The organism is Shewanella sp. BJSY2023SW005 (assembly GCF_047314585.1).
In the GTDB taxonomy this organism is placed as follows: Bacteria; Pseudomonadota; Gammaproteobacteria; order Enterobacterales; family Shewanellaceae; genus Shewanella; species Shewanella algae.
In genome coordinates this window covers 137109-163238 of sequence record NZ_JBKORJ010000030.1, presented here as the reverse complement: position 1 = coordinate 163238, position 26130 = coordinate 137109, and the positions used below count along the sequence as shown (strand labels likewise).

Below are 26130 nucleotides of genomic sequence, written 5' to 3'. Positions count from 1 at the left end.
ACAGCCTGCGAGTGTGTGTAATGAAATACCAGATCATCCCAGTGACCCCTTTCCAGCAGAATTGCAGCCTCATCTGGTGTGAGAAGAGTGGCAAAGCCGCTGTGATAGATCCAGGCGGTAACCATGAGCGCATCATGGATGCCCTGGCGCAGCACGGCCTGCAGTTGCAATATATTCTTTTGACTCACGGACACATAGATCATGTCGGTGCCGCCAAGGCTTTGGCCACCGAGTGTGACGTGCAGATTATTGGCCCGCATATCGACGATAAATTCTGGCTGGAGAACCTGCCACGCCAAAGCCAGAACTTTGGTTTCCCGGCCTGTGAAGCCTTCGAGGCAGACCGTTATCTCGAAGATGGTGAAGAGGTTACATTGGGAGAGCAGGCATTGCAGGTGTTTCACTGTCCGGGGCATACACCCGGGCATGTGATCTTCTTTGACCGCGAAGAGAACCTGGCCTGGGTGGGAGATGTCCTCTTCCGTGGCTCTATAGGCCGTACTGACTTTCCCGGCTCCAACTATCAGCAGTTGATTGACTCCATTCGTTACAAACTCTGGCCCTTGGGCGAGCAGGTCAACTTCATTCCCGGCCACGGCCCTATGTCGAGCTTTGGTGAAGAGCGGCGAAACAACCCTTTCGTTGCCGATCAGCTACTGGCCGATTGAGGCTATCCCTGTTGCAACTGACCCGGGCATGCCCGGGTTTTTATTTGGCTGAAATTCACTCCATTATTGTTTTTTTACTACTAAATGTTTGCAAAGTGAGCCAGGTCTCGGCATTAATAGGCCATTTTTTGGTGTAGATCCGGTTTTTGTTATCAAAAACGGGGTAATTTAACCAATAGTTACATTTTGTGGAGATACTCCTATGCAACAGCGTTGGCATGCAGCAATATCTGCCGGCCTCTTGGCCACTGTATGGTGTGGGGTTGCCGACACCTTTGGTCTGATCACCTGGATAGGGTTTCTGGGGTGCAGTACTTTCTTTGCTCAAGGACGCAGTGGGTTCGCCGGTTTGCTTCAGGCCTGGTGCACCAATACATCGGGAGTATTCTGGGCCTGGCTTATCATCAGCGGCAGCAGCTTCTTTGTCTCGCCGGTATTTGGCTGGATCTTCACCGGCATAGCCACCAGTGCCATGTGCCTGCAGGCCTGCTTCGGTAAACTTAACTTTATTCCCGGTGCCTTTATTGGTTGTTGCATCACCTTTGCCATGTCGGCGGATATTGCGGCTATTATGCCGCCGCTGCTGATTGGTGCCGTATTCGGTTATGCCATGAGTCGCTTGACCGATCTCATGGGCTATTGCCAAACCAGCCGCAGTCGTCAAACTCAAACAAAACCTCTGCCGGTCGAAAGGGTGGTGGAGTAATAGATTATACTGCCAGGGTCCTGTCCCGGCTTTTAGCTTCGCGCTGAGGAGCACTGATGAAGCAGATTCAGTTTAGAAAAGTTGATGCCATGCTGATTAAGTTCAGTCTCAACGGTAAATTCTGGCTTGTGTGTTCGCTGGTTACCGCCATAACCGCCGCTATCGCACTGGCCAACTGGTGGCAGTTGGATGCCAGTGTAACCCAGGGCGCTGAGGCGCGTTTACAAGCCAAAGCCGAGACCCTGCTCCAGCTGGCGCCCGAGCCGGAGAGCGATCTTTGGCTACAGCAGCAAGGCCTTAGCCGCAATGAACCGCGCGCCGAGGTGAAAGTCATGCTCAGTAGCCGTGACGGCAACTACTGGCTCGGTGACAGCTTAACACTGCAGGAGCAAGAGATGCTCAGCCGGGCGAACTGGATGCTGCTGTGGGCTTTTGTCGGGCTGTTGCCACTGTTTCAGCTTAGCTATTGGATCTCCACCTCACTCGGCGGCGGACTCTGGGATATGTATATGGCAATCAAACGCCTGGCTGACGGCGATTTGAGCTTCAGGCTCAATTTCTTCGGCACAGATGATTTCAGCCTGATAGCCCGCGAGATTGACCGCTGCGCCGATAACATGAGCGAAATGGTCACCGCCATCAGCAGCAATGCCGAAACCTTGTCGATGGCGGCTTCCGAATTTGCCGAGCAAGCCGCCGCCGGTGATGAGATGGGCAAAATTCAGTGGCAGTTTCTCGATACTGTGGCCACGGCGATGGAGCAGATGAGCAATGCCATTACCGAAGTGTCCCATAACGCCGCCGAAACCTCTTCCCAGACCCGGGACAATGCCTCTCAGATGGGACAGGGCGCCAGACACATAGCAGAAACAGTTGCCAGTATAGGTGAGTTGTCGGGCCGGATTGCCGAGGCTTTCTCTTCGGTATCGCAACTTTCGCGGGATGCCACCGAGATTGGCGCCGTGGTGACCACTATTGATGGTATTTCCGAGCAGACCAATCTGCTGGCGCTCAATGCCGCCATCGAGGCTGCCAGAGCCGGAGAACAGGGGCGCGGCTTTGCCGTGGTTGCCGACGAGGTGCGGACCCTGGCGGGGCGAACCCAGGAAGCGACAGTGGAAATTCAACGTATGATTGAGGGTTTGCAGGCGGGCAGCCGCAATTTGTCTCAGTTGACCGAGGCGATAGTGTCGCAGGCGGATGAAAGCCGCCAGGCGATCATTCAGGTGGGTACGGACGTTGAGGGGATGCGTGGCTCAGTGGATGCGGTTTTTGATCGCAGCAGCCAAATCGCAGCCTCGGCCGAAGAGCAAAGCGTGTCGGCCCGGGAGATCAGCTCGCAGCTTGGCGATATCCGCAGCCACTCGGATCAGATGCGCCAGGCCAGCGAAAGGGCGATAGAACTGAGTCAAAAACTGGCCCAGGCTTCTGCCTCTCTGACCCGGCTGTTGGCACAATATAAAACCAGTTGAACGGCTAGACAGCTGAGCCATAAAAAAAACGCCGGCATCATCAGATGTCGGCGTTTTGCGTTATATTGTTTCCTGAGCTTTGTTTTTTGCTTCAGGCGTGCCGCTTGCTGTAGTCAGCGCCATCAGCGCCATCCAGCGTTAGCGACAATGTCAGCGAAAACAGCTCCAGATAGGCGCGTGATCCGAGGGCTTGTCGATGCCGCGAAGCGCGTAATCCACATCGGCCTCACTCAAGCGGCTTGCCAGCGACTCGGTTGCCAGGATCACATCGATACGCAGGCCGCGGTTATCATCAAAGCCACGGCTGCGATAATCAAACCAGGAGTAGCGTTCGCTGCGCTGCGGGTGCAACTGGCGGAAGGTGTCCACCAAACCCCAATCCAGCAGGGTTTGCAACCATTCACGCTCTTCCGGCTGGAAGCTGCATTTACCCGTCTTCAGCCAACGTTTGGCATTGGCATCGCCGATGCCGATATCCAGATCCAGCGGCGAGATATTGATATCCCCTATGATGGCAATATCCTGATCCGGGCTGAATGAGTTTTGCAGATACTGCATAAGATCGGCGTAAAACTTACGCTTGGCCGGGTACTTGGTCTCGTGATTGATATTTTCCCCCTGGGGGAAGTAGCCGTTAATCACTGTCAGCACCCGGCCGTTGTCCTGGATGAACTTTCCGGCGATAAGCCGGCGCTGGGCATCTTCATCGTCGGTGGGAAAGCCTTTTTGAACCTCAATGGGGGCCTGTTTGGATAACAGAGCCACGCCATAGTGGGCCTTGCCACCGTGGAAATGTACCTGATACCCCATGGCCTCCACTTCGGCCAGAGGGAAGGCTTCGTCGTGCACCTTGGTTTCCTGCAGCCCTATGATGTCCGGCTGGTGACTGTCTATCAACTGTTGCAGTTGATGCAGACGAGCTCTCAGTCCGTTGATATTGAAGGAAACGATTTTCATCAGGGCAGCACTCGTTTGAAGGGTTTAACGATAACACTCAGATAAACGCCGGCGGCAACATAAGGATCGGCATTGGCCCAGGCCTGGGCGGCTTCCAGCGATTCAAACTCGGCCACCACCAAAGAGCCGCTGAATCCGGCGTCCCCCGGGTTTTCACTGTCCACGGCGGGATGTGGACCGGCCAGCATCAATCGTCCTTCATCGGCCAGCAGTTGTAGGCGCTGTAGATGGGCCGGACGAGCGGCAAGACGTTTTTCCAGGCTGTTTTCAACATCTTGAGATGAGATCATATACCACATTATTTGAGTTCCTTGCGTTGCTCTTCGGGGATGTGTTTAAAGAGATAAACCACGGTTGCTATGGTGTTCAGTAGCGTCACTGCGGTCAAGCCAAAGACCTTGAAGTTGACCCAGGTTTCCTGACTCAGACTGAAGGCGACATAGATATTGATAAGGCCGCAGATAATAAAGAAACTGACCCAGTACCAGGTGACTCTGGCCCATATCTTGTCGGCGACCTTGAGTTCCTGCCCCAGCATGCCCTTGAGTACAGGCTTATTCAGCAATTGGCTGACACCCAGACCCAAGGCGAACAGGGCATAGACTATGGTGACTTTCCATTTGATAAAGGCATCGTCGTGAAACACCAAGGTCAGGGTACCGAATACGGCCACCATGGCAAAGGTGATGAGATGCATTTTCTCAAGCTTGCGGTACAGCAGGTAGGTCACCACGAGTTGCAGAGCCGTTGCGGCTATCAAGGCGCCACTGGCGACATAGATATCGTAAAACTTATAAACGGCAAAGAAGATAACCAGCGGCAGGAAATCCAACAGTTGTTTCATAGTAATCAGACTGAGTGAAAATTGCCTTTGAGTTTAGCACGGCGGGCTTTGAGGGATAAACCTCTTCGGCCCTTGCGTGGGTCAGTGCACAATTATTACAGGGAACCTGAGTTGATCTTGCCGGTTTCCGGGAGAATTTCCACTATCACCCAGGCCCGGCCCCGTTTATGCAGGCGAATGGTTCTGTCATCGACCCAGGGGCGGCCACCTCTACGGCCGGTAAATTTGACCACGACAGTCACGTCATCGGTGAACTTGCGAAAGAAGTCGATATCTATCTCTTCAATCTCCAGGGTGACATCTGTCATCTGTAGATTGAGCATATGGCGCTGTACAGAGGCGGCGATATAGTAACTTTTCAGCACCTCCTTCATCGGATCATCGACATAATGGGTTGCCTTCTCGACATCCTTATCTACGTAGATGGCCTGAAAGAATCCCAAGGCGACTTGTTCCGGGCTATCTATGGTGGCTTTACTCGGGTCATCATTGCAGCCAAATAGGCCTAGCAGACAAAGAAAAAGTAAATATCTCATAGTGTTGACCCTAATGATTGGTGCCAAACAGTATCGGTTTTTTTAGTATTGATCGCAAGCCGATGCCGCACGCTTGACGGGATCGGCGATCCTGTGGCATATAAAGAGGATAGCGCAGAGATTCTTATCCACAGAATCTGTGGACAAGTGTGTTGAAGACTCGATAGATACTTCCTAAGCGATTGATATCGTCGTTAAATTGTCGCTGGTTATTTTTTGACGCTTGGCACTTTTCCCTATCCGTTTCTCTCCTGATAACTCATTCCTGGCTGAATCATAACTGGCGTAAAGGATCCTTTGCGTTGATTTTGTACAGCTTTTGCAGATAAAAGCCGCAGTCAGTATCCAATATCAGTTCTTATAGAGGTTTGAACTGCCAGTTCCAAAGGGTAGGTTGAAAAGACGCGCATGTGTGCAGGCTGGCATCGATTTATCCCGATAAACCTTTCATTACCCAATCTGTTCCCCAGCTTTTGATGCTCGCTGAGTGAGCTCCTATGTGAAATAGACTACAAAAAAGCGCCTGCCGGAGCAGACGCTTTTCTTGAATTGGCTATCGGACCATTAATTACTCTGAGTGGCCTGAATGGCCGTCAGGGCGATGGTGTAGACTATGTCATCCACCAAGGCGCCACGGGACAGATCGTTCACCGGCTTACGCATACCTTGCAGCATAGGGCCTATGCTGATCAGATCGGCGCTTCGTTGAACCGCCTTATAAGTGGTGTTACCCGTGTTGAGATCCGGGAACACAAACACGGTTGCCTTACCGGCAACCGGGCTGTCCGGCGCCTTGGAGCGAGCCACATTGGGCATCACGGCGGCGTCGTACTGCAGTGGGCCGTCAATCACCAGATCCGGACGCTTCTCTTTGGCAATCCGGGTGGCTTCACGCACCTTATCCACATCTGAGCCTGTCCCTGAGTCACCGGTTGAGTAGCTGATCATCGCCACTCTGGGCTCAATGCCGAAGGCTTTGGCCGACTCGGCCGATTGAATGGCGATATCGGCCAACTGCTCGGCATTGGGATCCGGGTTGATGGCGCAGTCACCATATACCAGCACTTGATCCGGCATCAGCATGAAGAAGATGGAAGAGACCAGGCTGGAGCCGGGCGCTGTCTTAATCAGCTGCAGTGGCGGACGAATGGTGTTGGCCGTGGTGTTGACCGCACCGGAAACGATACCGTCCACTTCATTCTGGGCCAGCATCATGGTGCCCAGCACCATGTTGTCTTCCAACTGCTCACGGGCAACTACTTCGGTCAGACCCTTGTGACGGCGAAGATCCAGCATAGGTTCGACATAGCGCTCACGCACTTCATCGGGATCGATAATCTCGACATCCTCTCCCAGAATGACATCCTGCTGGGCTGCGATACGCAGAATCTCGTCGCGTTTGCCTAGCAGTACGCAGCGGGCAATACCGCGCTCGGCGCAGATGGCGGCGGCTTTGATGGTGCGCGGCTCATCGCCTTCAGGCAGCACCACGGTCTTACGGGCGGCGCGGGCCAGCTCGGTAAGTTTGTAGCGGAAAGCCGGTGGCGACAGGCGGTGCTCGCGGGGCGAGTTTTCGGTGACGCTTTCAATCCAGCTCTGATCGATATGACCGGCAACATATTCCTGTACCAGTTCAATACGCACTGCATCGTCCACAGGTACTTCGTGGTCAAAGCGTTGAATATTGAGCGAGGTTTGCCAGGTATTGGTGTCGATAAGGAACACAGGCAGGCCGGTTTCAAAGGCCTGTTCACATAAAGCCATGATCTCAGGCTCAGGTTCATAACCGCCGCTCAGCAGCAAGGCACCAATCTTAACGCCGTTCATCGCTGCCAGACAGGCAGATACGATAACATCGGAGCGATCGCCAGAGGTGACCAGCAGCGAGTCTGTCTTGATGTGCTGCACCATGTTGGGAATCGAGCGGGCACAGAAGGTTACCTTGCGCAGACGGCGAGTGTTCATCTCACCGGCATTGATGATGCGGGCACGCAGGTGCTTGGCCAAGTCGGATGCTCTGGGGGACACCAGATCCAGGTTGTAAGGCACGCTGCCGAGGATCCTCAGTGGGCTCTTGCCCGGCAACTGGAACATACCGGCAGTATCGCTGCGCTGAACGTCCTGATGGTCGAATACTTCAGACAGATCCGGACGGGCACGGCCTTCGTCGTCCACCGGCGCGCCAATCTTGTTAATGATGGCACCGATAAGACGTTTGTTCTTGTTACCACCCCAAGAGTTAAAGGCGATTTCGAGGCGGTTCATCAGCCCGGTCGGACTGTCGTTGCCTGGGGTTGCGACAAAAATCACATCGGCGTCGAGCGCCTTGGCAATGGCATAATTGACATCATCGGCAAACGGATGGCTACGGGTGTGCACCAGGCCTTCGATGATCAGGGTTTCAGTGTTGTCGGCAATTTCACTGGCGCGGGCGATGATTTGCTCCATCAGCACATCCGTCTGATCGGCGCGGATCAGCGCTTCGGCGTGGGCCATTTCAAACGGCTCAAGCGGGTTGACCGTGGGGGACTTGCTGAGGATGGTAGTTGAACGCTCAGGGCCGTGATCCTGCGGGCGCAACTGGGAAATGGGTTTAAAGAATTGCACTTTAACGCCGTGGCGTTCCAATGCACGAACCATCCCCAGGCTGATAGACGTCAGACCGACGCCAGTGCCTATGGGGATCAACATAATGTTACGGGACATAAAAACCTCTTCGGAGTCGATGGTTTTCCGGTGAATCTTGTAAAGTCAAAAAACATGAAAGCCGCCAGGCTAACCAGGCGGCTGATTGGTCATATTATTCTTCTATCAAACTAATAGCGTCTTCGGCGATGACCCACTCTTCATTGGTGGGAATGACCATGGCCAGAGTGCCCTCATCTTTAGTGATAATTCCGCCATTGCCGAAGCGGGCGGCCAGGTTGCGTTCATCATCGACCTGGAAGTTGAAGATGGACAGTAGTTCCAGCACTTTCTTGCGGATAATGTCGGAGTTTTCACCTATGCCGCCGGTAAACACCACGGCATCCAGACGGCCCAATGGCACAGTGTAGGAGGCGATATATTTTGCCAGACGATAGCAGAAGATTTCCAGTGCCAGTGTCGCACCTTTGTGACCTTCGGCGTATCCTTCCTCAATACCACGGCAATCATTGGTCAGTTCGCTGATCCCCAAAAGGCCGCTCTGCTTGTTCAGCAGGTTGTTGACCTCCTCCAGGGTGTAACCCAGTTGGTGCACCAGATGATAGATGATGGAGGGGTCGATATCGCCGCAGCGGGTTCCCATCACCAAGCCTTCCAGTGGTGTCAGGCCCATGGAAGTATCCATGCTCTTGCCGCCTTTAACCGCCGTGACCGAAGCGCCGTTGCCCAGGTGAGCACAGATTACATTGGTGTCGGCCAGCTCTTTACCCAGCACCTTGGCCGCTTCACGGCTGACAAACAGATGGCTGGTGCCGTGCATGCCGTAACGACGAATGCCGTGCTCACGGTAAAGCTTGTAGGGCAGGGCATAGACAAAAGCGTGCTCAGGCATACTCTGGTGGAAGGCGGTGTCAAACACGGCAACCTGAGGCAGGCTTGGGAACGAGGCCATGGCAGCGCGAATACCTATCAGGTGCGCCGGATTGTGCAGCGGTGCCAGTGAGGCACAGTCTTCGATACCTTTGATCACCTGGTCGTCAATGATAACCGAGCGGGTGAATTTTTCGCCGCCATGCACGATACGGTGACCCACCGCCAGGATCTGTGACGCCAGTTCAGGCAGGGGAGCCAGGATCTGGTTCACAATAAACTCCACGGCTTCACGGTGCGCGGTAAATGCGCCCAGTGCGGCTTCATGCTTTTCGCCATTGTGTTTCCATTTGATGCGGGAGTTTTCCAGACCAAAGCACTCGGCCAGACCTGAGATCTGATCATCGCCCGTGAGTGCATCCATGACTGCAAATTTCAAAGAAGAACTGCCGCAATTTAGAACCAATACCAGTTTTTTAGACATGTTAAAAACCTTTCGCCGTTTTTAATTAATGAGTTACGGGTGAACTGGACTCGCCTGTAACCTGTTTCACTGCGTTCCTGCCGTCAAGCCGTTGTTGGGGCCGAATAGGGAACTGTGCTAAGGTAAAAGCAATATTATGCTTGTTTCAGGTGCCTTGATTGAGCCTTAACTTTCTCAAAACCGTGAGGGAAGGTCATCGTTATATGAAGACCTGGCCCATGGTCAGACAACTGGGTTTCTTTTTTCCTGAGTTTCGCGTTATTCGTGCCACTCAGTTGGCGTTGCAGTTGATGCCTGTGTTGGCCATGCTATCGGCTGCCACGCCACTCTATTTCTATGGTTGGGACTATCTGCCCCAGGCCATAGCTATCTTTCTGTTCTTTCTCAGCCTGCCTTTGCAGGGCTATCTGTGGCTGGGTTGGCGTGCTCGCCATCCCTTGCCGCTGTCCTTGCTCGATTGGGGTAATCAACTCAATGCCAAGCTTTCCGGGCTTGGGGTGAGCAGTCGTCCTTTAGGAGCCAAGGCCTGCTATATGGATATGGCGCAGATCCTTAAATTGGCCTTTGAACGTCTCGATGCCGGATTTTGGGAAGAGCTCTGAATCAGTAACCGGCATTGATCCCTTTCTGGATAAATATAGCCTTTATTCGCTCCATGGTTTCGCGATCCGGCGGCGACACGCCGTCGAGTTCATAGTGTTCACCCATGGCTTCCCACTTGTGTTTGCCCAGTTCGTGGTAGGGCAGTAACTCCACTTTTTCCACATTGGTCATTGGCTTGATAAATTCAGCCAGTTTTTCGGCCGAGGCTTCATCGTCTGTATAGCCGCCGACAACCACGTAACGGATCCAGGTTTTCTGGCCTCGTTTTGCCAGATATTCGGCAAACTGCAATGTTCGCTGGTTGCTGACCTTGGTGAGATCTATGTGCTTGGCATCATCCATCTGTTTGATGTCCAGCAGTACCAGATCAGTGTTGTCCAGCAACTGGTCGATCACCTCTGTGTATTTACGGACAAAGCCGTTGGTGTCCAAACAGGTGTGAATGCCTTCGGCCTTGCAGGCCTTGAATAGCTCGGCAACGAATTCAGCCTGTAACACAGCTTCACCACCGCTGGCGGTCACGCCACCACAGCTGGCTTCCAAAAAAGGTCGGTAGCTGACTATCTGTTCCATCAGCTCCGCGACCGTAACTTCCTTGCCGCCATCCAGATCCCAGGTGTCGCGGTTGTGACAGTATTTACAGCGCATCAGGCAACCCTGCATAAAGGCAATAAAGCGAATGCCGGGACCATCTACTGTGCCAAAGGATTCCACCGAGTGGATCCGTCCTTTTACTGTCATGTGCTCTCCTTGGAATGGCTGCAGCGGCGGCCGCTGCAGCCTGGTTTCAAACGCGGATTACAGTGCTTTGGTGAAAGTACGGGTAATCACGTCTTGCTGTTGCTCAGGGGTCAGTGAGTTGAAGCGCACTGCATAGCCTGAAACACGTATGGTCAGCTGTGGATACTTGTCAGGGTTGACGACAGCATCTTCCAGCATTTCACGGTTCATCACGTTGACGTTCAGGTGCTGACCACCTTCATGGCCTGGCTTGTGGGAGAAGTATCCATCCATCAGCGCAGCCAGGTTGGTGCGGCGGGCATCTTCATCTTTACCCAGTGCATTGGGCACAATGGAGAAGGTGTAAGAGATACCGTCCTGAGCGTGAGCGAAGGGCAGCTTGGCCACTGAGGTCAATGAAGCGATAGCGCCTTTTTCGTCACGGCCGTGCATTGGGTTGGCACCCGGGGCAAATGGTGCACCGGCGCGGCGACCATCCGGAGTGTTACCTGTCTTCTTACCATACACCACGTTGGAAGTAATGGTCAGGATTGACTGGGTTGGGATGGCGTTGCGGTACATCTTCTTGTCACGAATTTTGGCCATAAAGCCTTCAACCAGCATACAGGCGATGTCGTCAACACGGGCGTCGTTGTTACCGAACTTGGGATAATCACCCTCGATTTCGAAGTCTACGGCAATACCGTTTTCATCGCGAACCGGTTTCACCTTGGCATACTTGATGGCAGACAGGGAGTCGGCAGCAATAGACAGACCGGCGATACCACAGGCCATGGTGCGACGTACGTCTCTGTCGTGCAGCGCCATCAGCGCGGCTTCGTAAGAGTACTTGTCGTGCATGTAGTGGATGGTGTTCAACGCAGTGACATACTGAGTTGCCAACCAATCCATCAGGCCATCGAGACGGCTCATGACGTCATCATAGTTGAGCACTTCGTCGGTGATAGGATCTGCCTTGGGAGCAACCTGAATTTTCAGCTTTTCATCCACACCACCGTTGATGGCGTACAGCATGGTCTTGGCCAGGTTGGCACGGGCACCAAAGAACTGCATGTGCTTGCCCACAACCATGGGGCTCACGCAGCAGGCGATGGCGTAGTCATCGGACTCGAAGTCAGGGCGCATCAGGTCATCGTTTTCATACTGGATGGAACTGGTGTCGATAGACACTTTGGCGCAGTATTTTTTGAATGGCTGAGGCAGCTGCTCGGACCAAAGCACAGTGATGTTTGGCTCTGGGCTTGGACCCATGTTGTATAGGGTGTGCAGGAAGCGGAAGCTGGTCTTGCTCACCAGTGGACGACCGTCCAGACCCATACCACCGATAGATTCGGTAGCCCAGATTGGGTCGCCGGAGAACAGCTCATCGTATTCAGGGGTACGCAGGAAGCGCACCATACGCAGTTTCATCACGAAATGGTCGATCATTTCCTGAGCCTGCTCTTCGGTGAGCACGCCATTTTTCAGATCGCGTTCGATATAAACGTCGATGAAGGTTGAAGTACGGCCCAGAGACATGGCAGCGCCGTTTTGGCTCTTCACCGCGGCCAGATAGCCGAAGTAGGTCCACTGGATGGCTTCTTTGGCATTCTTGGCAGGGCCGGAGATGTCATAACCGTATTTGGCTGCCATCTTCTTCATCTTGCCCAGCGCTCTGTGCTGCTCGGCAATCTCTTCACGCAACTGGATAACGTTGCTCAGATCTTCACCGGCTTCCATCTGAGCCTGCAGTGAAGTGAACTGGGCAACCTTGTCCTTCATCAGGTAGTCGATACCGTAGAGGGCTACGCGACGGTAGTCACCAATGATACGGCCACGACCGTAGGCATCGGGCAAACCTGTCAGTACACCTGACTTGCGGCAAGCGAGAATTTCCGGAGTGTAAACATCGAACACACCCTGGTTATGGGTCTTACGCAGTTCGGAGTAGACATACTTGATTTCAGGATCCAGCTCGCGATCATAGGCGGCGCAGGAGCCTTCAACCATGCGGATACCACCGTTGGGCAGCATGGCGCGTTTGAGTGGCGCATCGGTCTGCAAACCAACAATGGTTTCCAGTTCCTGATTGATGTAGCCGGCATCATGGGAATCTATGGTAGAGACTTTGTCTGTATCAAAGTCGACCGGAGCGTGGGTGCGGTTTTCCTGCTTGATGCCTTCCATGACTTTGTCCCACAGGGCTGTGGTCGCAGTGGTGGGGCCAGCCAGGAAAGACTCATCACCTTCATAGGGGGTGTAGTTCTTCTGGATAAAGTCACGTACATTGACTTCGGTCTTCCAATCGCCGGGAACAAAGCCTTCCCATGCGCTTGCAAACAGCTCAGTTTTCTCGGTCATAGTACTCATACCTTCTAGTTGAGATAAAGTTACTTGCTGGCCTCGCTGCCTTGCTTGGCCAGCAAGGGACGGCGATACACAAACCAGTAAGTCAACCCTACAAATAAAGCTCCCCCCACGATATTACCCAGAGTGACGGGAACCAGATTATGGAACACGAATTGGCTCCATGTGAGATCGGCAAACTGCTCGGGGCTGACCCCGGCGCTTGTCCAGAATTCAGTGCCGGCCATATTTTTGCTGATAATGGCCATGGGAATAAGGAACATGTTGGCAATGCAATGCTCAAAGCCTGCGGCGACAAACATGGCGACCGGCAACACCACGGCCAGCAGCTTGTCAGTGACCGAGCGACCGGCATAGGCCATCCATACCGCCAGACACACCATGATGTTACACATGATCCCGAGGGCGATGGCCTGGAAAAAGTCATGGTGCAGTTTGGCTTGAGCTGTCTTCATGTAACCAAGGCCTATCAAACCGTGGCCGGCATCATAGTGTTTGGCGGTGATCATCAGGCCTACCAGTAGCATGGCGCCGATAAAGTTGCCCAGATAGACCAGCCCCCAGTTGCGCAGTAAGGCCTTGGTGGTGACCCGTTTGCTGGCTCTGGCAGTAATGGTTAATACAGTAGAGGTGAAGAGTTCGCCGCCCAGAACCACCACCAACATCAGGCCCAGGCTGAAGCACAGGCCGCCGATGAGTTTGTTGAGACCGTAGGGAAGGGCGCTGCCACCGGCAGTGGCGACAACATAGAAGATAAACGCGAGGCCAATAAACACCCCCGCAGTCATGGCCAGCAACAGGGTCGACTGGGTATCGCGGCCGATTTTGACGACGGCCGCATCCTCGACCTTCTGCGCAGTATTGGCAGGGGTTGATGCATCAAATGGGCTAGGACTGTTGTTCATAGCTGCCTTCTTTCGCTCATTTGGTGGCTGGCCACCGGTTTAGGTTATGAAATTCATTTATCGCTTGTTCTGTGTGATGACCCTTGAGTCATCGAATTCGTTAACTATAAGTAAAATGTAATTAAATTACGTGATTCAGATCAATTTAATCGCCGCATAATCTGAATTGTGAAATTAAACTACTTTTTGCCATTCCTTTTTTGCCTGAAAAACAGTCTTGAAACAATTCACCGCAATCTTAATTATCTTGCAGTGTTATCTACCGAATCCTGTGCTTTCTATTTGGTGTTTAACCCAAGCATAAGCTTGTAACACGTTATAAAAGTCCAATCTGTGCTGTTGCTCGCGATGAATGGCTGCAAACTGGAAATGTTTACATCTCCCATGTTGCCGCAATCTCCATCTTCTTTACTTACAGAGCCCAGGTTGAGGTTTTAGCTACCCCGAGAAAGTCTGTTCAAAGAATCGCTCGTTACGCATCCAACCTTAAAATTGGTCTTACCAATTTACCATAAAAATATTAACACAGAGCCGCGCTGTCGGCATCTGATATCGGCCTTTCCCCACAGGGAAAAGCTAAATTTTGCGAGCAGGTTAACAATTGTATGCCATAGCGCCGACACTGGGGGATCCGCCGACAGTCTATTTAAGTAAATCCTTATTCCTACAGCCTCACAAACTGGTGTCAAAGTTTGAGTCAGGTCTTGAATTTTGGGCCGTTGTGACCTGTTCGGGAGCAGGCTCAGGGCTGTGAGTCCTGTCATGGTTAATTCGGCATGCAGTCAAAAAGTTAACGGAATATCATCAGGTAACCGGGTGATAACTTTATCCCACAACCAAAGCGTAACTTGAGTCATGCCTTGGCACTCGGGGGAAGAGTTGATTAGAATCAACGCTTTCTTTTTGCTGTCACGCTCCAACCCCAGGAGCAATCCAAGGAGGCCGTTATGCCATCCATGGCACGTCTGGCCATCATACTTACCCTGATCTACGCCCTGTTGTGGGCTCTGGGGCCCCTGTTGACCGATATGGGTGTCTGGGACTCAAAACCTGACTATTACGGCCTGCCATTGTGGTTTTGGCTGTCCTGTATCCTGACCCAGCTGTTTTTCATTATGGGACTCTTCTACCTGTTTGGCCGGGGAGGGCATAAAGAGTGACCACTCTTATCCCGGTATTAGTTTATCTGTTGCTCAGCCTGGTGTTGACCCGCTTTATTGCCGCCAGACAAGACAAGGCCAGCCTCTATCAGGATAAGGCGGCGCGCTTTTTTATCGGTGGCCGTTTTCTCAATGGCCCCATGTTGGCCTTGACGCTGGTGGCCACCTATACCAGCGCCAGCTCTTTTATCGGTGGTCCGGGCGCCGCCTACAAGATAGGTTTGGGCTGGGTATGGCTTGCCTTGATCCAGGTGCCGGTTGCCATGCTGACCCTGGGAGTGCTGGGGCCGAAGATCCTCGCGGCCAAGGCGCCTTACGCCACCTTGATTGAGTGGTTGGACGCTCGCTTCGAACATAAAGGAGTCAGCATGTTGGCGCTGGGTTCCTTGGTGCTTGGATTTATCGCCATGATAACGGTGCAGTTTATCGGCGGCGCCAGGTTGTTTGCCGGGGTCAGCGGTATCGACTACAGCCTGGGGCTGGCACTGTTTGTGGTGACAGTGTTGGCTTACACCCTGAGCGGTGGTTTTAGGGCGGTGACCATCACAGATGCCTTTCAGGGAATAGTAATGCTACTGGGGCTCTTGCTGCTGTTTTTCACCCTGCTTGGCCATGGTGGGATGACAGAGTTGATGTCCAAGGTGGCCAGCGAAGATCCTGCCTTGTTGCAGCCCCACGGCAATGAAGGGCAACTGGGCTGGCCCATGATGCTGTCGTTTTGGGTGCTTATCTGTTTCGGCACCTTGGGGCTGCCACATACTGTGGTGCGTTTATTGGCGGTTAAAGATACCCAGGCGCTCAAGAAAGGCATTATTTGGGGCACCCTTATCAGTGTTTTGATGACACTGTTACCGCATCTTATCGGTTTGATGGGCAGGGCACTTTATCCCGATTTGCAGGTACCGGATGAAATCATGCCTACCTTGATCTCCGGACTGTTTTCGCCACTTTTGGCCGGGGTGTTGCTGGCGGCGCCCATCGCCGCCGTGATGTCGTCGGTGGACTCCATGTTGCTGCAGGCGGCGGTCAGTCTGGTGCGGGATGCCTGGGTTAAGGTGAGGCCACAAACCTCGGCGCAAAGCCAGCTGCGTTTGAGCCGCATTACCATGTTGATGATTGCTGCGCTCGCCTGTTACTGGGCGCTAGAGCCGCCGGCCATGATAGTCTGGCTCAATCTGGCTGCTTTCGGCGCGCTGCAGGCGGTGTTTCTCTGGCCAATATTGGCGGCGGTATTCTGGCCTTCATTGACTGGCAACTCGGTGTTTGCCGCAATGATTTCCGGATTGCTGAGTTATGGAATGCTGCAATGGCTGGCCTTGCCTTTGCCGCTTCATATTCACCCTGTGGTACCGGCCTTGCTGGTTTCCCTCTTGGCCATGTTGGGCTGTCAGGCATGGTTGCCGGTAAGGGAAGTTTTGGTTACCACACAGGACAAAGCGGAATGAAGCTCCATGCTTGATTGTTGAGGATGGAATTAAACAAAAAAAAGCGCAGTCAATGACTGCGCTTTTGGCTATTAAAGCGTTTATCAGAAGCGGATCTGATAACCCGCGTAGACTACGCGACCGATAATGTTGTGGGTATCGGCGTCATAACCTGGGTAGGACAGCTCATAGTTCACCGCAGGCATGGCATCGAACAGGTTACGGGCACCGACTGTGACTTTACCGAACTTGTCAAAGTCATAGTTCATGGCCAGATCCCAAGTGGTGAAGGAACCGAAGTCCTGCTTGTCGATGTTGGCAGCTTGCTGCTGTGGCGTTTCACCGGCATAGGAGTCTATGTACTTGGCGATCAGCGAGGCGCTGAAGGCATCGTACTCATAGCTGAAGGTGGAGTTGAAACGCAGCTCAGGATATCCCTTGGTACCCAGCACGTCGTAACGTGGGTCGACCGGGCTGGCCTGCTCTGTGTATTCCAGTGCATAGGTGCCTTCCAGTGCGAACTTCAGGTTGCCGTAGTTACCCAGCTCGAAGCGCGAGCTGAAAGAGACGTCCAGACCCGAGGTTTGTACCCCGTCCATGTTGATGTAGCCGGCGCCAATCTCTTCAATCTTGCCGTCGGTATCACGCTTCACATAGACATATTTAGGATCGTACGCACCGAGGCCGGTCGTGGCTTCCAGATCCAGAATAGTCTGGGCACCAACGTAGCTGACCTGGTTGCTGATCTCTATGTTGTAGTAGTCCACAACCAGAGAGATATCATCAGTGATGTTCCACACTGCACCGAAGGCATACTGATCAGACTCTTCAGGTTTCAGCTCCGGATTACCTGAACTCTTGCGCAGATACTGAGTTGACTCACACACATCAGCGCCTTCGCGTTGGTCAGCCGGCAGCATCTGACAGCCTTTGGTGTCGATCACTCTGTCATAACTGGTAGCGGCTTCGCCCAGCAGATCATCCAGTGACGGAGCACGGAAACCTTGGCCGTAAGAGGCGCGCAGTACCAGGTTATCCAACAACTGGTAACGCAGGTTGATAGAGCTGGACAGCTGGCCTTCGTCCGGCAGGCTGTATTGGTCATAACGGCTGGCCAGTTTGATGTTCAGATCGTCAGTGACCGGCAGTTCCAGCTCAACAAAGGCAGCCTTGTAGTTACGCTCACCGGCGGAGTCACCACCGTAAGTACCCAGTACTTTGCCGGCAGCTTGCTGCGCGTCGCGGCGATCGCTGAATTCCATCTTCTGGTACTCGGCACCCACGGCATAACCTATGTCACCGCCTGGCAGTGCGATAGGAGCCAGCGCAGCCCAGGAAATGGCAGTCGCTGTGGTCTTGGAGTCAGCTTGACGGGTGGCGGTGTGCAGGAAGCTGTCCAGGGTTGCCTGAGTCGCATTGCCGCCCAGAACAAATGGGTTGTACAGGCCGGCGTCTACGGCTTGTTGCAGGTTGTCTTCAAACACATAGGAGTCAGTGCTTATGTCTACCTGCTGATCTGAGTACTGTACATACCAGTTCAGTGAACCGGCATCCAGCTCCAGGTTCAGACCGGTAACCACGTCAATCACATCGGACTTGAACGTCGTGCTGCGATCGGCCACACCGGTAAGACGGTGGTAAGCCTGTACTTCGCTTGCGTTGGCTGCGCCATAAGTTGGGTTCAGTGGGTTGTCGGCAGCTATGTACAGGTTAGGGGTCCATAGCGCGGTAGAGGAAGTCGTGGACTTGTCACGCATCACAATCGCCTGACCGAACCATTCCAGGTTGTCGGTAATTCTGTAAGTCAGGTTACTGAACAAAGAGTCTTTGGTCTGATCCGGCAGGTAATCGGTGCCTTCATACATGCTATAGCCACAACGTGGACCATCTTTGCTCTGAACGATTTGATCGGCCGGACAGTCTTTACCCGGTACATAGTTACCTGTGTAGGTTGGCGTTTCAAAGGTTCCGTCTTCTTTTTTGCCTGGGCGGGCAGCCACAGGGCGCCAGGTACCTTCCGGTGCATACAGAGAGCTGCGGCCATAGGCCTCATCCCAGTTGGCGGTCAAATGATCACGCTGACCACCCTTGAGAGGATCAAACTTCTTGTGCTCTATGATTACCAGGCTGGTGCTCTTATCGCCTGTGTTACCGAAGGTCATCGACGCCGACATTTCATCACGGCCACCCTGAGTCGGGTTGGCGTATTTCAGATCGAATCCAAGACCGTCATAGTTCTTCTTCAGAATGATGTTGATTACACCACCAATGGCATCGGAACCATAGATGGCAGAAGCGCCGTCACGAAGGATCTCAATGCGCTCGATGGCGTCCATAGGGATCAGGTTAAGGTTGGTTGCATCGGCACCAAAAGTGGCTGATGGTGCGATACGGCGGCCGTTGATCAGGGTCAGGGTGCGGTTTGAACCCAGACCACGCATGCCCGAGCTGGCATGGTTACTGGCAGAGCTGCCGGCGTCGCTGATGAAGCTGCCCGCAGTGTTATATGGCATTTGTGCCAGTACCGCAGAAACATCTGTCAGGCCGGTTTTGGCTATGTCTTCAGAACTCATCACAGTTACCGGCAGTGCCGATTCCATGTCGGTACGCTTGATACGTGAACCGGTAACTTCGATGCGCTCCAGTTGTTCGTTTTCGTTGGCTTGAACTGCAGGTAGGCTAAGAGTGGCCGCTGCTGCGCCGCCAAAGAGGGCGAAGCGCACAGCTTTGCTGACACTGAGATTCATCATTTATATCCTTTTATGATATTTATTTTGTCTTTTTGTATTTATTCGAGCCGGCATAGAACAATTCGGCGACAAAATGTAACCATTAAGATACAAATAATACAAGCGGTTAAATGCTTGTTACCCGATTATTTATTGTAATAAAGATGTAATCAGATGTTTTGAAACTATTAAAAAACATCAGCAACCACATTTAAAAACATGATAAAAACATTTGATTAACATTTGCGGGGTTGGTTGAATAAATAATAAGCGGCGCAAAATGCGCCGCTTATTTACCGAATAATATTCAGTTTAAATGAGCTTAGAAGGAATAGCTCAGACTTGTGTAGTAGAAGCGACCGACGTTATCGTACGCTGCAGAACCTGCTGTGGTACCGGTCGTACCATAAGGCAAGTCTTTATCGAACAGGTTATCGATACCGAACTTAAGCGTTATACCGGAATCAAACTGATAACCCACGGCGACATCACTGATGAAGTAATCGTCGTACTGCATGTTTGAACTTGGGTTTGCGTTGCGGGCCAGTTCCTTATCTGTGTACAAGCTGACGTCATTGACGAAACGGGTACGCCAGTAGCTGAGCCAGTTTTCATACTTGTAGTTCAGGGTCAGGTTGGCCTGCCAATCTGCATATCCCAAAGTGCCGGCCAATTCTTCGTAATCGCTGGGATTATCCTGGAAGGAGAAGTTCCGGCGCTTAAGCAGGTGAGTCGCAATCAGGTTGGCACTGAAATCACCACCCAGAATGTCAGTCTTATAAGCCAGATCCAGGTCAACACCAGAGGCCTCCAAGGCTGCAACGTTCAGAGAGTGACTCTGAATCAACGTTATCTGGTGTGAAGATGGGTCACGGGTGATCAGCGCGCAATACTGGTTATCTATACCACTGGTCGAATCCAGGCAGCGATCTATGATGTCCTGAGCCGCAATAGAACTGATGGCATCATCAATCTTGATATTCCAGTAATCGAGTGTCATAGACAGACCTTCGATAAACTCAGGTTGATAGATAAGCCCTACAGTGTAGCTGGTGGACTCTTCAGGTTTCAGTTCCCGGTTACCACTGCTCTTGCCTTCTATGCTTTTGGCATCGTACTGATCATTGAAATCAGTAGGTACACCCAGCGCGGCACAGTTCTTGCGGCGAGTGGAAGAATCGGCCAGGTTATTGAGGTTATCAATACGGCATGAATCATCAACCCGGAAGAAAGTTTGACTTGGGGCACCAAACAGCTCGCTGATATTAGGCGCTCGAATGGCTTCAGCATAGGTACTGCGCATTCTCAACTCGTCGTTGATTTCCCAGCTCAGACCGGCTTTCCAGGTAGTCGCATTGCCAATGGTGCTGTAATCGGCGAACCGTACGGCCAGATCCATATCCAACTGACGGATCAGCGGCAAGTCGGCCAGCAGAGGTATTGATACCTCGGCAAACACTTCCTTGACATCGAAATCACCTTTGTCTTCACCCAAGGCGTTGAAGAATGTGCCTGCAGCATTCTCAGGCTCTTTGATCTCACTCTCTTCTTTGCGGTACTCAACACCGGTAGACAGGCCTACATAACCGGCTGGCAGTTCGAATAGCCCGGAATTGGTGATAGTGCCACCCAAAACGGTTTGCTTGATCACTGCGGTGCCAACAGAAGTGGTATTGATGTAGTCAATGGCTTCCTGGCTTGGGTTACCTGCACCAAAAATGTTGACCGGCACACAACCTTCAGCACGGGCGGTTTCGCTGCGACAGACTATGTTACCGTCGAGCATGACAGCATCGAGGGCATTTTGGTAGTTGGCATAGATGAGGTTATTTTTGTTCACCCGTTCCAGATCTGTCTGGCCATAGATGGCGTACAGGTCATAATCCCAGTCATCAGCCAAGACGCCTTCTAGACCCAGTACGTAGCGCTGGGTTTCACGGGTGTCGTCCTCGACACGTTGGCCCAGGTCGGCCATGAAACGGTTGATGACGATTGAATCCAGTGGCTGAGGGTTACCGTCTGCATCCTTGTTGCTCTTCATCAGAGCAACAAGGTTGGGATCCAGATAAGGGTTATCAACCTTAATTGTGTTTACCTTGTTGCCAAAGAAGAAGGCAGGCTGACCATAATCACTGGCCTGACTGTTGACATATTTGGCCTCAAAGTAGAGGTTCATATCGTCATTCAGCTGATAATTGCTCTTCAGGTTGAGGTTATAACGCTTGAATTCTGGTTGCAGATCTTCAAACTGTCTCAAGTTGGTGAAGTCACAGTCGACACAATAGTTCCCATCAACTTTAGGGCCGATGTAGACATCACGGATAGTCCCGTCTGGATTGAAGGTCTTCCAACCATCCAGGAAGAAGGTACCGGCGTTGCTGATCTTATAATGTCCGCCGTTTGGCAGGAAATACTTGTCTGGATCAGACGGATCATTGGAATCGATATAGTTACCGTCGGCATCCTTGGGTCTGTTGGTATTTTTCAGACTGGTAAATGAGGTTTTGGTTTGATCACGATCGAACGCTCTGAGTCTATCCTGAGCGCTGTATTCTGCGGCGAAGGCGATATTACCGCGACCATCATTGATATCTGTACCGTAAGAAAGCGAAACTCTGTCTTTACCAAAACCACTGTCATCGGCTCGACCTTTGATAGCGGAAATATCCAAGCCGACAATGTCTTTTTTCAGAATGAAGTTAACTACGCCTGTTACTGCATCTGCACCATAAATAGCAGATGCACCACCCGTAATGACTTCCACTTTTTCGACCCAGGCACTCGGAATCGTGTTTACGTCAACCGAAGAGCTTCCCGCTGAGCTGGCAACATGGCGTTTACCGTTAACCAGCACCAAGGTTCTGTCGGTACCCATGGTACGCAGATCCAACAGGTTGGCTCCGGCAGTACCAATGTAACGTCCAGAGTTGGCGAGAGAATAGGTGTTACCTAGAGCAGGCAACTGGTTGAGGGCTTCACCTATGTTGGTAACACCGGTAGACAGAAGTTCTTCACCCGAAATTACTGTCACCGGGGTAGGGGCCACGGCACCTTCACGTACGATACGTGAGCCAGTGATAGAGATACGCTCAACGGCAGAATTAGCCGTTTGCTGATCTTGTTCTGCCGACAATGCTGGTGCGGAATAAGCTGCAGTTGCAACACCACCAATTAACGCAAAGCGCACTGCTTTGGCTAATTTAGAATTAGCTTGCATTATTTTCTCCCTGATACTTATGTGTGTTTTTATTTTTTTCATCCGAATTAATTAAAAAATGTTTCCGGATGTATCAGGAATATAACCTTAGTGAAATAAAAAGTGCAACAAGGATAATACAGGTGTAATTAAATTATACTGAAACCAAATGTACTCATCTTGTTATCATAAATATAACGTACAGCGTTTATTTGTTCTGACTCTCTATCTTGCTGACTAATTAGTCATATTAATTAGTAAATTATTCTCTACTGTAAATTTATGTGGAGTTAAATGTTTTATTAATGTTTAAACTTGTTCGTAGTGAAGAGTTGAATTTGTTTTGTCTAGGAGCTTGAGTAGATTTCAATGGACCATTGAAGATCCAATAAATCGCAAAAGCGTGATTTGTGTCACGCTTTTGCGGGTTTCTGTGTATGGGAATTTCAGTTTCCCAGAGACCAGGGGCGGTAGTGTCTGAGGTAACTGATAGCGACGAAGCCGACAATAGCACTGGCTATCACAAGCTCAATATTTCCAAGTAACGCCAGTGGCCGGTGCAGCGATTGCAGCATGGGTTGGCTGTTGCACCAGGCGGCTGTTTTCAGTAGGGCAGTGGCTCCTATCACCATGGGGAAGGTGTAGGCAGCAAACCCAGGGCTGAAAGGGAGGCGCAGCAAGTGCAGGAAGGCCAGATAGATGACCAGGGTCATCAGCAGGGCCAGACTCAGCAGCAGGGCGACCAACCAAAGCTCAGGCTCCGGAGTCAGGGTCAGATAGCCGGCCAGAGACAGGCTGGCCGGTGCTGCCAGAATCGCTATGGTCGGCTTGGCTGCATCCGCGACCGGGTTACAGAAGATTAAGCGATAGAGCATCACAGGCAGCATCACCAAGTAACTCACCAAGCCGAACATCAGAATGATGTGAGCGATTTGGGCGCCTACCTCGCCGGCTTCGGCGCCGGGAAAGGTCACGGCGGCCACCACCATGCCGATAGGGGGCACAAACCAACTGGGCACCATATGCTCCAGGTTGAAGTCCATTGCTCTATGCAGCACAAAGGCCGCCAGTAAACAGCAGTGAATGGCGATAGCCGTCAACCAGATCAGGAAGCCACACAAAGGAAGATGGATCCCTACGGCTTTGGAGATCACCATCAGTGCCATGGCAAAGGTGGGCAGCACACTGCCGACCACAGGGTGGCGCAGTTCTTCATTCAGTAATTCAGGATGCAGAATGAATTTGACTGTCAGCAGAGACAGTAATATGCCGGCAACCGCCGCGCCCAATGCCAGGCCGGGAAATTCTGCTGACACGTTTTCCCAGGCCCAGCCCAGGCTGGCGATAGCCAGCGCCAATCCGGCCAGTGGGCTTGGCAGCCGCCTGAAGGCGGCTTTACTGAATTTGGACTCGCGAGTGCTGAGTTCTTCAGTGGTAGTGGCAACGAGTTTCATACTGTGACCTCTAGATTCCGATTTGATGGTCCTAGTCTAAAACCGGCCTTTGATTAATAAAATTGAAATTAAATTATTCATTGATTCAAATTTATTTAAGCTTGCAGCGCAGCAGAGTATGCCCAAGCCCTATGTCATCGATATCTTCATCGACATAGAAACCTGCCTGTTGCAGTAGTTTCAGCAGTACCTTGGAGTGATACATACGACTGTTGCCATTGGCCATGGCTGTGAAGTAGAGCGAGGTGGCATTGACACAGTAGGCGGAGGCGGCATTGGGCTGCCTGTCCCAGAAGGTTTCCAGAATGCAGAGCTCGGCTGTCGCCGGCATGGCTTTGGCACAAGCCTGCAGGATGGCCAGGATTTGTGCCTCGCTGAAACAGTCGAGGAATTGGCTCATCCAATAGAGATCGCCGTCGGTCACAAAGGGGCCGTCAGGGGCAAGCAGATCGCACGCCAGGCCGGATATCCGCCCACTCAAACCTGCGGCTTTTGCTGCCTCGGCGGCCAGCTCAAGCTGGGGAGCAAGATCCATTATGGTTACCCGGCACTGTGTGTTGTAGCCGGCACATTTCAAGGCCCATTTGCCGGTATTGCCACCGATATCCACTAAGTGAGCCGGCCCTTTGGCAAATATGCGCGGCATCAGACTGTCAAAGGCGTGATCTGAATAATAGTGATCGAAGGCGAACCAGCTGTGTTTGGCTTCTGTCGGTAACTGGCTCAGGGCTGGGTAAATAGTGGGCCAATCGCCGAATACTTTCAGTCCCTCGGGAGAGCCTTGCTCCAGCGCCTGTTGCAGATGAAACAGGCCTTGGTAACAGATGTCGTGGATAAAATTGAGGTTGGTGGCGGCCATATCGTCATGCAGCAGAAACCAGCCTGTCTTGTCGAGGATGTAATTGTTTCCCTTGTGCCAAACTAGCCCCATGGAGAGCGCCATATCGAGCAGAACGCCCAGAGCATATTCTGTCAGCCCGGTTTGTTCTTTGAGTATCTCAAGGCGTATGCCCTCATCGCCTGCGGCATCTATATGCTTGAGGATGTCGAACTGCAGCAGGCAGCGGGTCACCTGAAAACTGACCGGAGCGAAGGCGATTTTTTGTGCTTCAAATTTGGCTTCGAAGGCACTGAGTTTGGCGGGTTCACTGAAAAAGGGCATTGTCTTGGGAGCCGTGGGAAAGGTTCAAAAAAAGCCTTTATGGCCCAAAGCCCAAGTCAAGTACAGGCCAGTTGCATAAAACTTTGATCAAGAGGGCAAATATGTGGTTATTACCCCTTTTGATTTCAGGACGAGACGTTGGCATAAAAAAGCCCTCGTCATTAGACAGGGCTTTCAAGTTGCGGTTTATGCTTACTTATTGCACGTTTTCCTGATCGCCGAATTGGCCGACAAACAGGGCCGAGGATAGATAACGCTCGGCGGCAGATGGCAGGATCACCACTATGTTTTTGTCTGCAAATTCTGGCAGGGCGGCAATGCGGTTTGCGGCAACGACGGCGGCACCGGAGGAGATCCCCACTAAAATGCCTTCTTCTTTCATCAGCCTGTGAGCCATCTCTATCGCTTCGTCATTGGTGACCAGCTCTACCTTGTCAATCAGCTCTAGATCCAGGTTACCCGGAATAAAGCCGGCGCCTATGCCCTGGATCTTGTGCGGACCCGGCTGCACAGGTTGGCCCGCCAGAGTCTGGCTGATCACGGGGGAGTCGGCTGGTTCAACGGCCACAGCAGTGATCGCCTTGCCTTGAGTGTTCTTGATATAACGGCTCACCCCTGTAATGGTGCCGCCGGTACCGACACCGGCAACAAATACATCGATTTGACCATCGGTATCGTTCCAGATCTCAGGACCTGTGGTTTTTTCGTGGATCTCAGGGTTGGCCGGGTTGTCAAACTGCTGCAGCAGCAGATATTTATCCGGCGCCGATTGGCGGATTTCCTCGGCCTTTTCGATGGCCCCTTTCATGCCCTTGGCACCATCAGTCAGTACCAGGTTGGCGCCCAGTGCCTTGAGCAGCTTGCGGCGCTCGAGACTCATGGTGTTGGGCATGGTCAGAGTCAACTTGTAACCTCGGGCCGCGGCAACATAGGCCAGCGCAATACCCGTATTTCCCGAGGTGGGCTCAATCAGCTCTTTGTCTTTGGTCAACAGGCCTTTTTTCTCGGCGTCCCAAATCATATTGGCACCAATACGGCATTTGACACTGAAGCTTGGGTTACGGGCTTCTACCTTGGCCAGCACCTTGCCGTTGCTGACGCGGTTAAGACGAACCAGTGGAGTGTTACCAATGGTGTAGGAATTGTCTTCGAAAATTTTGCTCATGGCTTGCTGGCCTCCTTTGATTGCATCCCTAAAGCATAATCTCCATGAGATCAAAGAGAAGT

20 protein-coding genes are annotated in these 26130 nt (G+C 52.2%); 6 read left to right on the top strand and 14 right to left on the bottom strand.

Going from position 1 to position 26130, the window contains the following annotated elements; all coding sequences use genetic code 11:
• Positions 1-20: 20 nt before the first annotated feature.
• From ACMHXI_RS10155 to ACMHXI_RS10145, 3 genes are all read left to right on the top strand, one after another.
• Complete coding sequence (locus ACMHXI_RS10155; RefSeq protein ID WP_025010510.1) at positions 21-668, top strand: MBL fold metallo-hydrolase; 648 nt, start codon at positions 21-23, stop codon at positions 666-668.
• 202 nt (positions 669-870) lie between these two features.
• Positions 871-1374, top strand: coding sequence for a DUF1097 domain-containing protein (locus ACMHXI_RS10150; RefSeq protein ID WP_025889517.1), 504 nt, complete (start codon positions 871-873; stop codon positions 1372-1374).
• Between the two features lie 56 nt (positions 1375-1430).
• Positions 1431-2846, top strand: a complete 1416-nt coding sequence (locus ACMHXI_RS10145) for a methyl-accepting chemotaxis protein (RefSeq protein ID WP_413734828.1) — start codon at positions 1431-1433, stop codon at positions 2844-2846.
• 150 nt (positions 2847-2996) lie between these two features.
• Here the strand turns inward: ACMHXI_RS10145 and xthA are convergent, their stop codons facing one another.
• The 6 genes from xthA to ackA form a co-directional block, all read right to left on the bottom strand.
• Positions 2997-3803, bottom strand: a complete 807-nt coding sequence (gene xthA / locus ACMHXI_RS10140) for an exodeoxyribonuclease III (RefSeq protein ID WP_025011773.1) — start codon at positions 3801-3803, stop codon at positions 2997-2999.
• Positions 3803-4102, bottom strand: a complete 300-nt coding sequence (locus ACMHXI_RS10135; protein ID WP_025011774.1) for a YciI family protein — start codon at positions 4100-4102, stop codon at positions 3803-3805. The genes xthA and ACMHXI_RS10135 overlap by 1 nt, the downstream gene beginning before the upstream one ends.
• Positions 4102-4647: a septation protein A gene (locus ACMHXI_RS10130; protein ID WP_025011775.1), complete on the bottom strand. Its 546-nt coding sequence runs from the start codon at positions 4645-4647 to the stop codon at positions 4102-4104. The genes ACMHXI_RS10135 and ACMHXI_RS10130 overlap by 1 nt, the downstream gene beginning before the upstream one ends.
• A 95-nt stretch (positions 4648-4742) precedes the next feature.
• Positions 4743-5183 carry a hypothetical protein gene (locus ACMHXI_RS10125; RefSeq protein ID WP_025011776.1) on the bottom strand — a complete coding sequence of 147 codons (441 nt, stop codon included), beginning with the start codon at positions 5181-5183 and terminating at the stop codon, positions 4743-4745.
• A 564-nt stretch (positions 5184-5747) separates the two neighbouring features.
• Complete coding sequence (pta, locus tag ACMHXI_RS10120) at positions 5748-7889, bottom strand: phosphate acetyltransferase (RefSeq protein ID WP_107004683.1); 2142 nt, start codon at positions 7887-7889, stop codon at positions 5748-5750.
• A 94-nt stretch (positions 7890-7983) separates the two neighbouring features.
• Positions 7984-9183, bottom strand: a complete 1200-nt coding sequence (gene ackA / locus ACMHXI_RS10115; RefSeq protein WP_025011777.1) for an acetate kinase — start codon at positions 9181-9183, stop codon at positions 7984-7986.
• Between the two features lie 158 nt (positions 9184-9341).
• Here ackA and yfbV point away from each other — a divergent pair, with 158 nt between their 5' ends.
• Positions 9342-9785, top strand: a complete 444-nt coding sequence (gene yfbV, locus ACMHXI_RS10110) for a terminus macrodomain insulation protein YfbV (RefSeq protein WP_045283407.1) — start codon at positions 9342-9344, stop codon at positions 9783-9785.
• A 1-nt stretch (position 9786) separates the two neighbouring features.
• Here the strand turns inward: yfbV and pflA are convergent, their stop codons facing one another.
• The 3 genes from pflA to focA are packed head-to-tail and all read right to left on the bottom strand — an operon-like array spanning position 9787 to position 13778.
• Entirely contained in the window at positions 9787-10527 is a 741-nt protein-coding gene (gene pflA / locus ACMHXI_RS10105) for a pyruvate formate lyase 1-activating protein (RefSeq protein ID WP_025011778.1), read from the bottom strand.
• A 57-nt stretch (positions 10528-10584) separates the two neighbouring features.
• The gene (gene pflB, locus ACMHXI_RS10100) at positions 10585-12867 is read right to left on the bottom strand and encodes a formate C-acetyltransferase (RefSeq protein ID WP_028779374.1); all 2283 of its coding nucleotides are present in this window, start codon (positions 12865-12867) and stop codon (positions 10585-10587) included.
• A gap of 29 nt (positions 12868-12896) precedes the next feature.
• Positions 12897-13778, bottom strand: a complete 882-nt coding sequence (gene focA / locus ACMHXI_RS10095; RefSeq protein WP_025889524.1) for a formate transporter FocA — start codon at positions 13776-13778, stop codon at positions 12897-12899.
• 947 nt (positions 13779-14725) lie between these two features.
• On the opposite strand from focA, the gene ACMHXI_RS10090 reads away from it, so the two are divergent.
• Complete coding sequence (locus ACMHXI_RS10090) at positions 14726-14938, top strand: DUF997 family protein (protein ID WP_096141210.1); 213 nt, start codon at positions 14726-14728, stop codon at positions 14936-14938.
• Positions 14935-16383 (top strand): sodium/pantothenate symporter, encoded by a 1449-nt coding sequence (panF, locus tag ACMHXI_RS10085; RefSeq protein ID WP_096141209.1) that lies wholly within the window; start codon positions 14935-14937, stop codon positions 16381-16383. The genes ACMHXI_RS10090 and panF overlap by 4 nt, the downstream gene beginning before the upstream one ends.
• 83 nt (positions 16384-16466) lie before the next feature.
• On the opposite strand, the gene ACMHXI_RS10080 is transcribed toward panF, so the two are convergent.
• The 5 genes from ACMHXI_RS10080 to cysK form a co-directional block, all read right to left on the bottom strand.
• Positions 16467-19112, bottom strand: a complete 2646-nt coding sequence (locus ACMHXI_RS10080) for a TonB-dependent receptor plug domain-containing protein (protein ID WP_208184695.1) — start codon at positions 19110-19112, stop codon at positions 16467-16469.
• Positions 19113-19413: 301 nt separating this feature from the next.
• Entirely contained in the window at positions 19414-22308 is a 2895-nt protein-coding gene (locus tag ACMHXI_RS10075) for a TonB-dependent receptor (protein WP_044734326.1), read from the bottom strand.
• 425 nt (positions 22309-22733) lie between these two features.
• Positions 22734-23741, bottom strand: a complete 1008-nt coding sequence (locus ACMHXI_RS10070; RefSeq protein ID WP_082052725.1) for a TDT family transporter — start codon at positions 23739-23741, stop codon at positions 22734-22736.
• Between the two features lie 91 nt (positions 23742-23832).
• Complete coding sequence (locus tag ACMHXI_RS10065; RefSeq protein WP_208160867.1) at positions 23833-24903, bottom strand: methyltransferase; 1071 nt, start codon at positions 24901-24903, stop codon at positions 23833-23835.
• Positions 24904-25099: 196 nt separating this feature from the next.
• Complete coding sequence (gene cysK / locus ACMHXI_RS10060; RefSeq protein ID WP_025011786.1) at positions 25100-26068, bottom strand: cysteine synthase A; 969 nt, start codon at positions 26066-26068, stop codon at positions 25100-25102.
• Between the last annotated feature and the right edge of the window lie 62 nt (positions 26069-26130).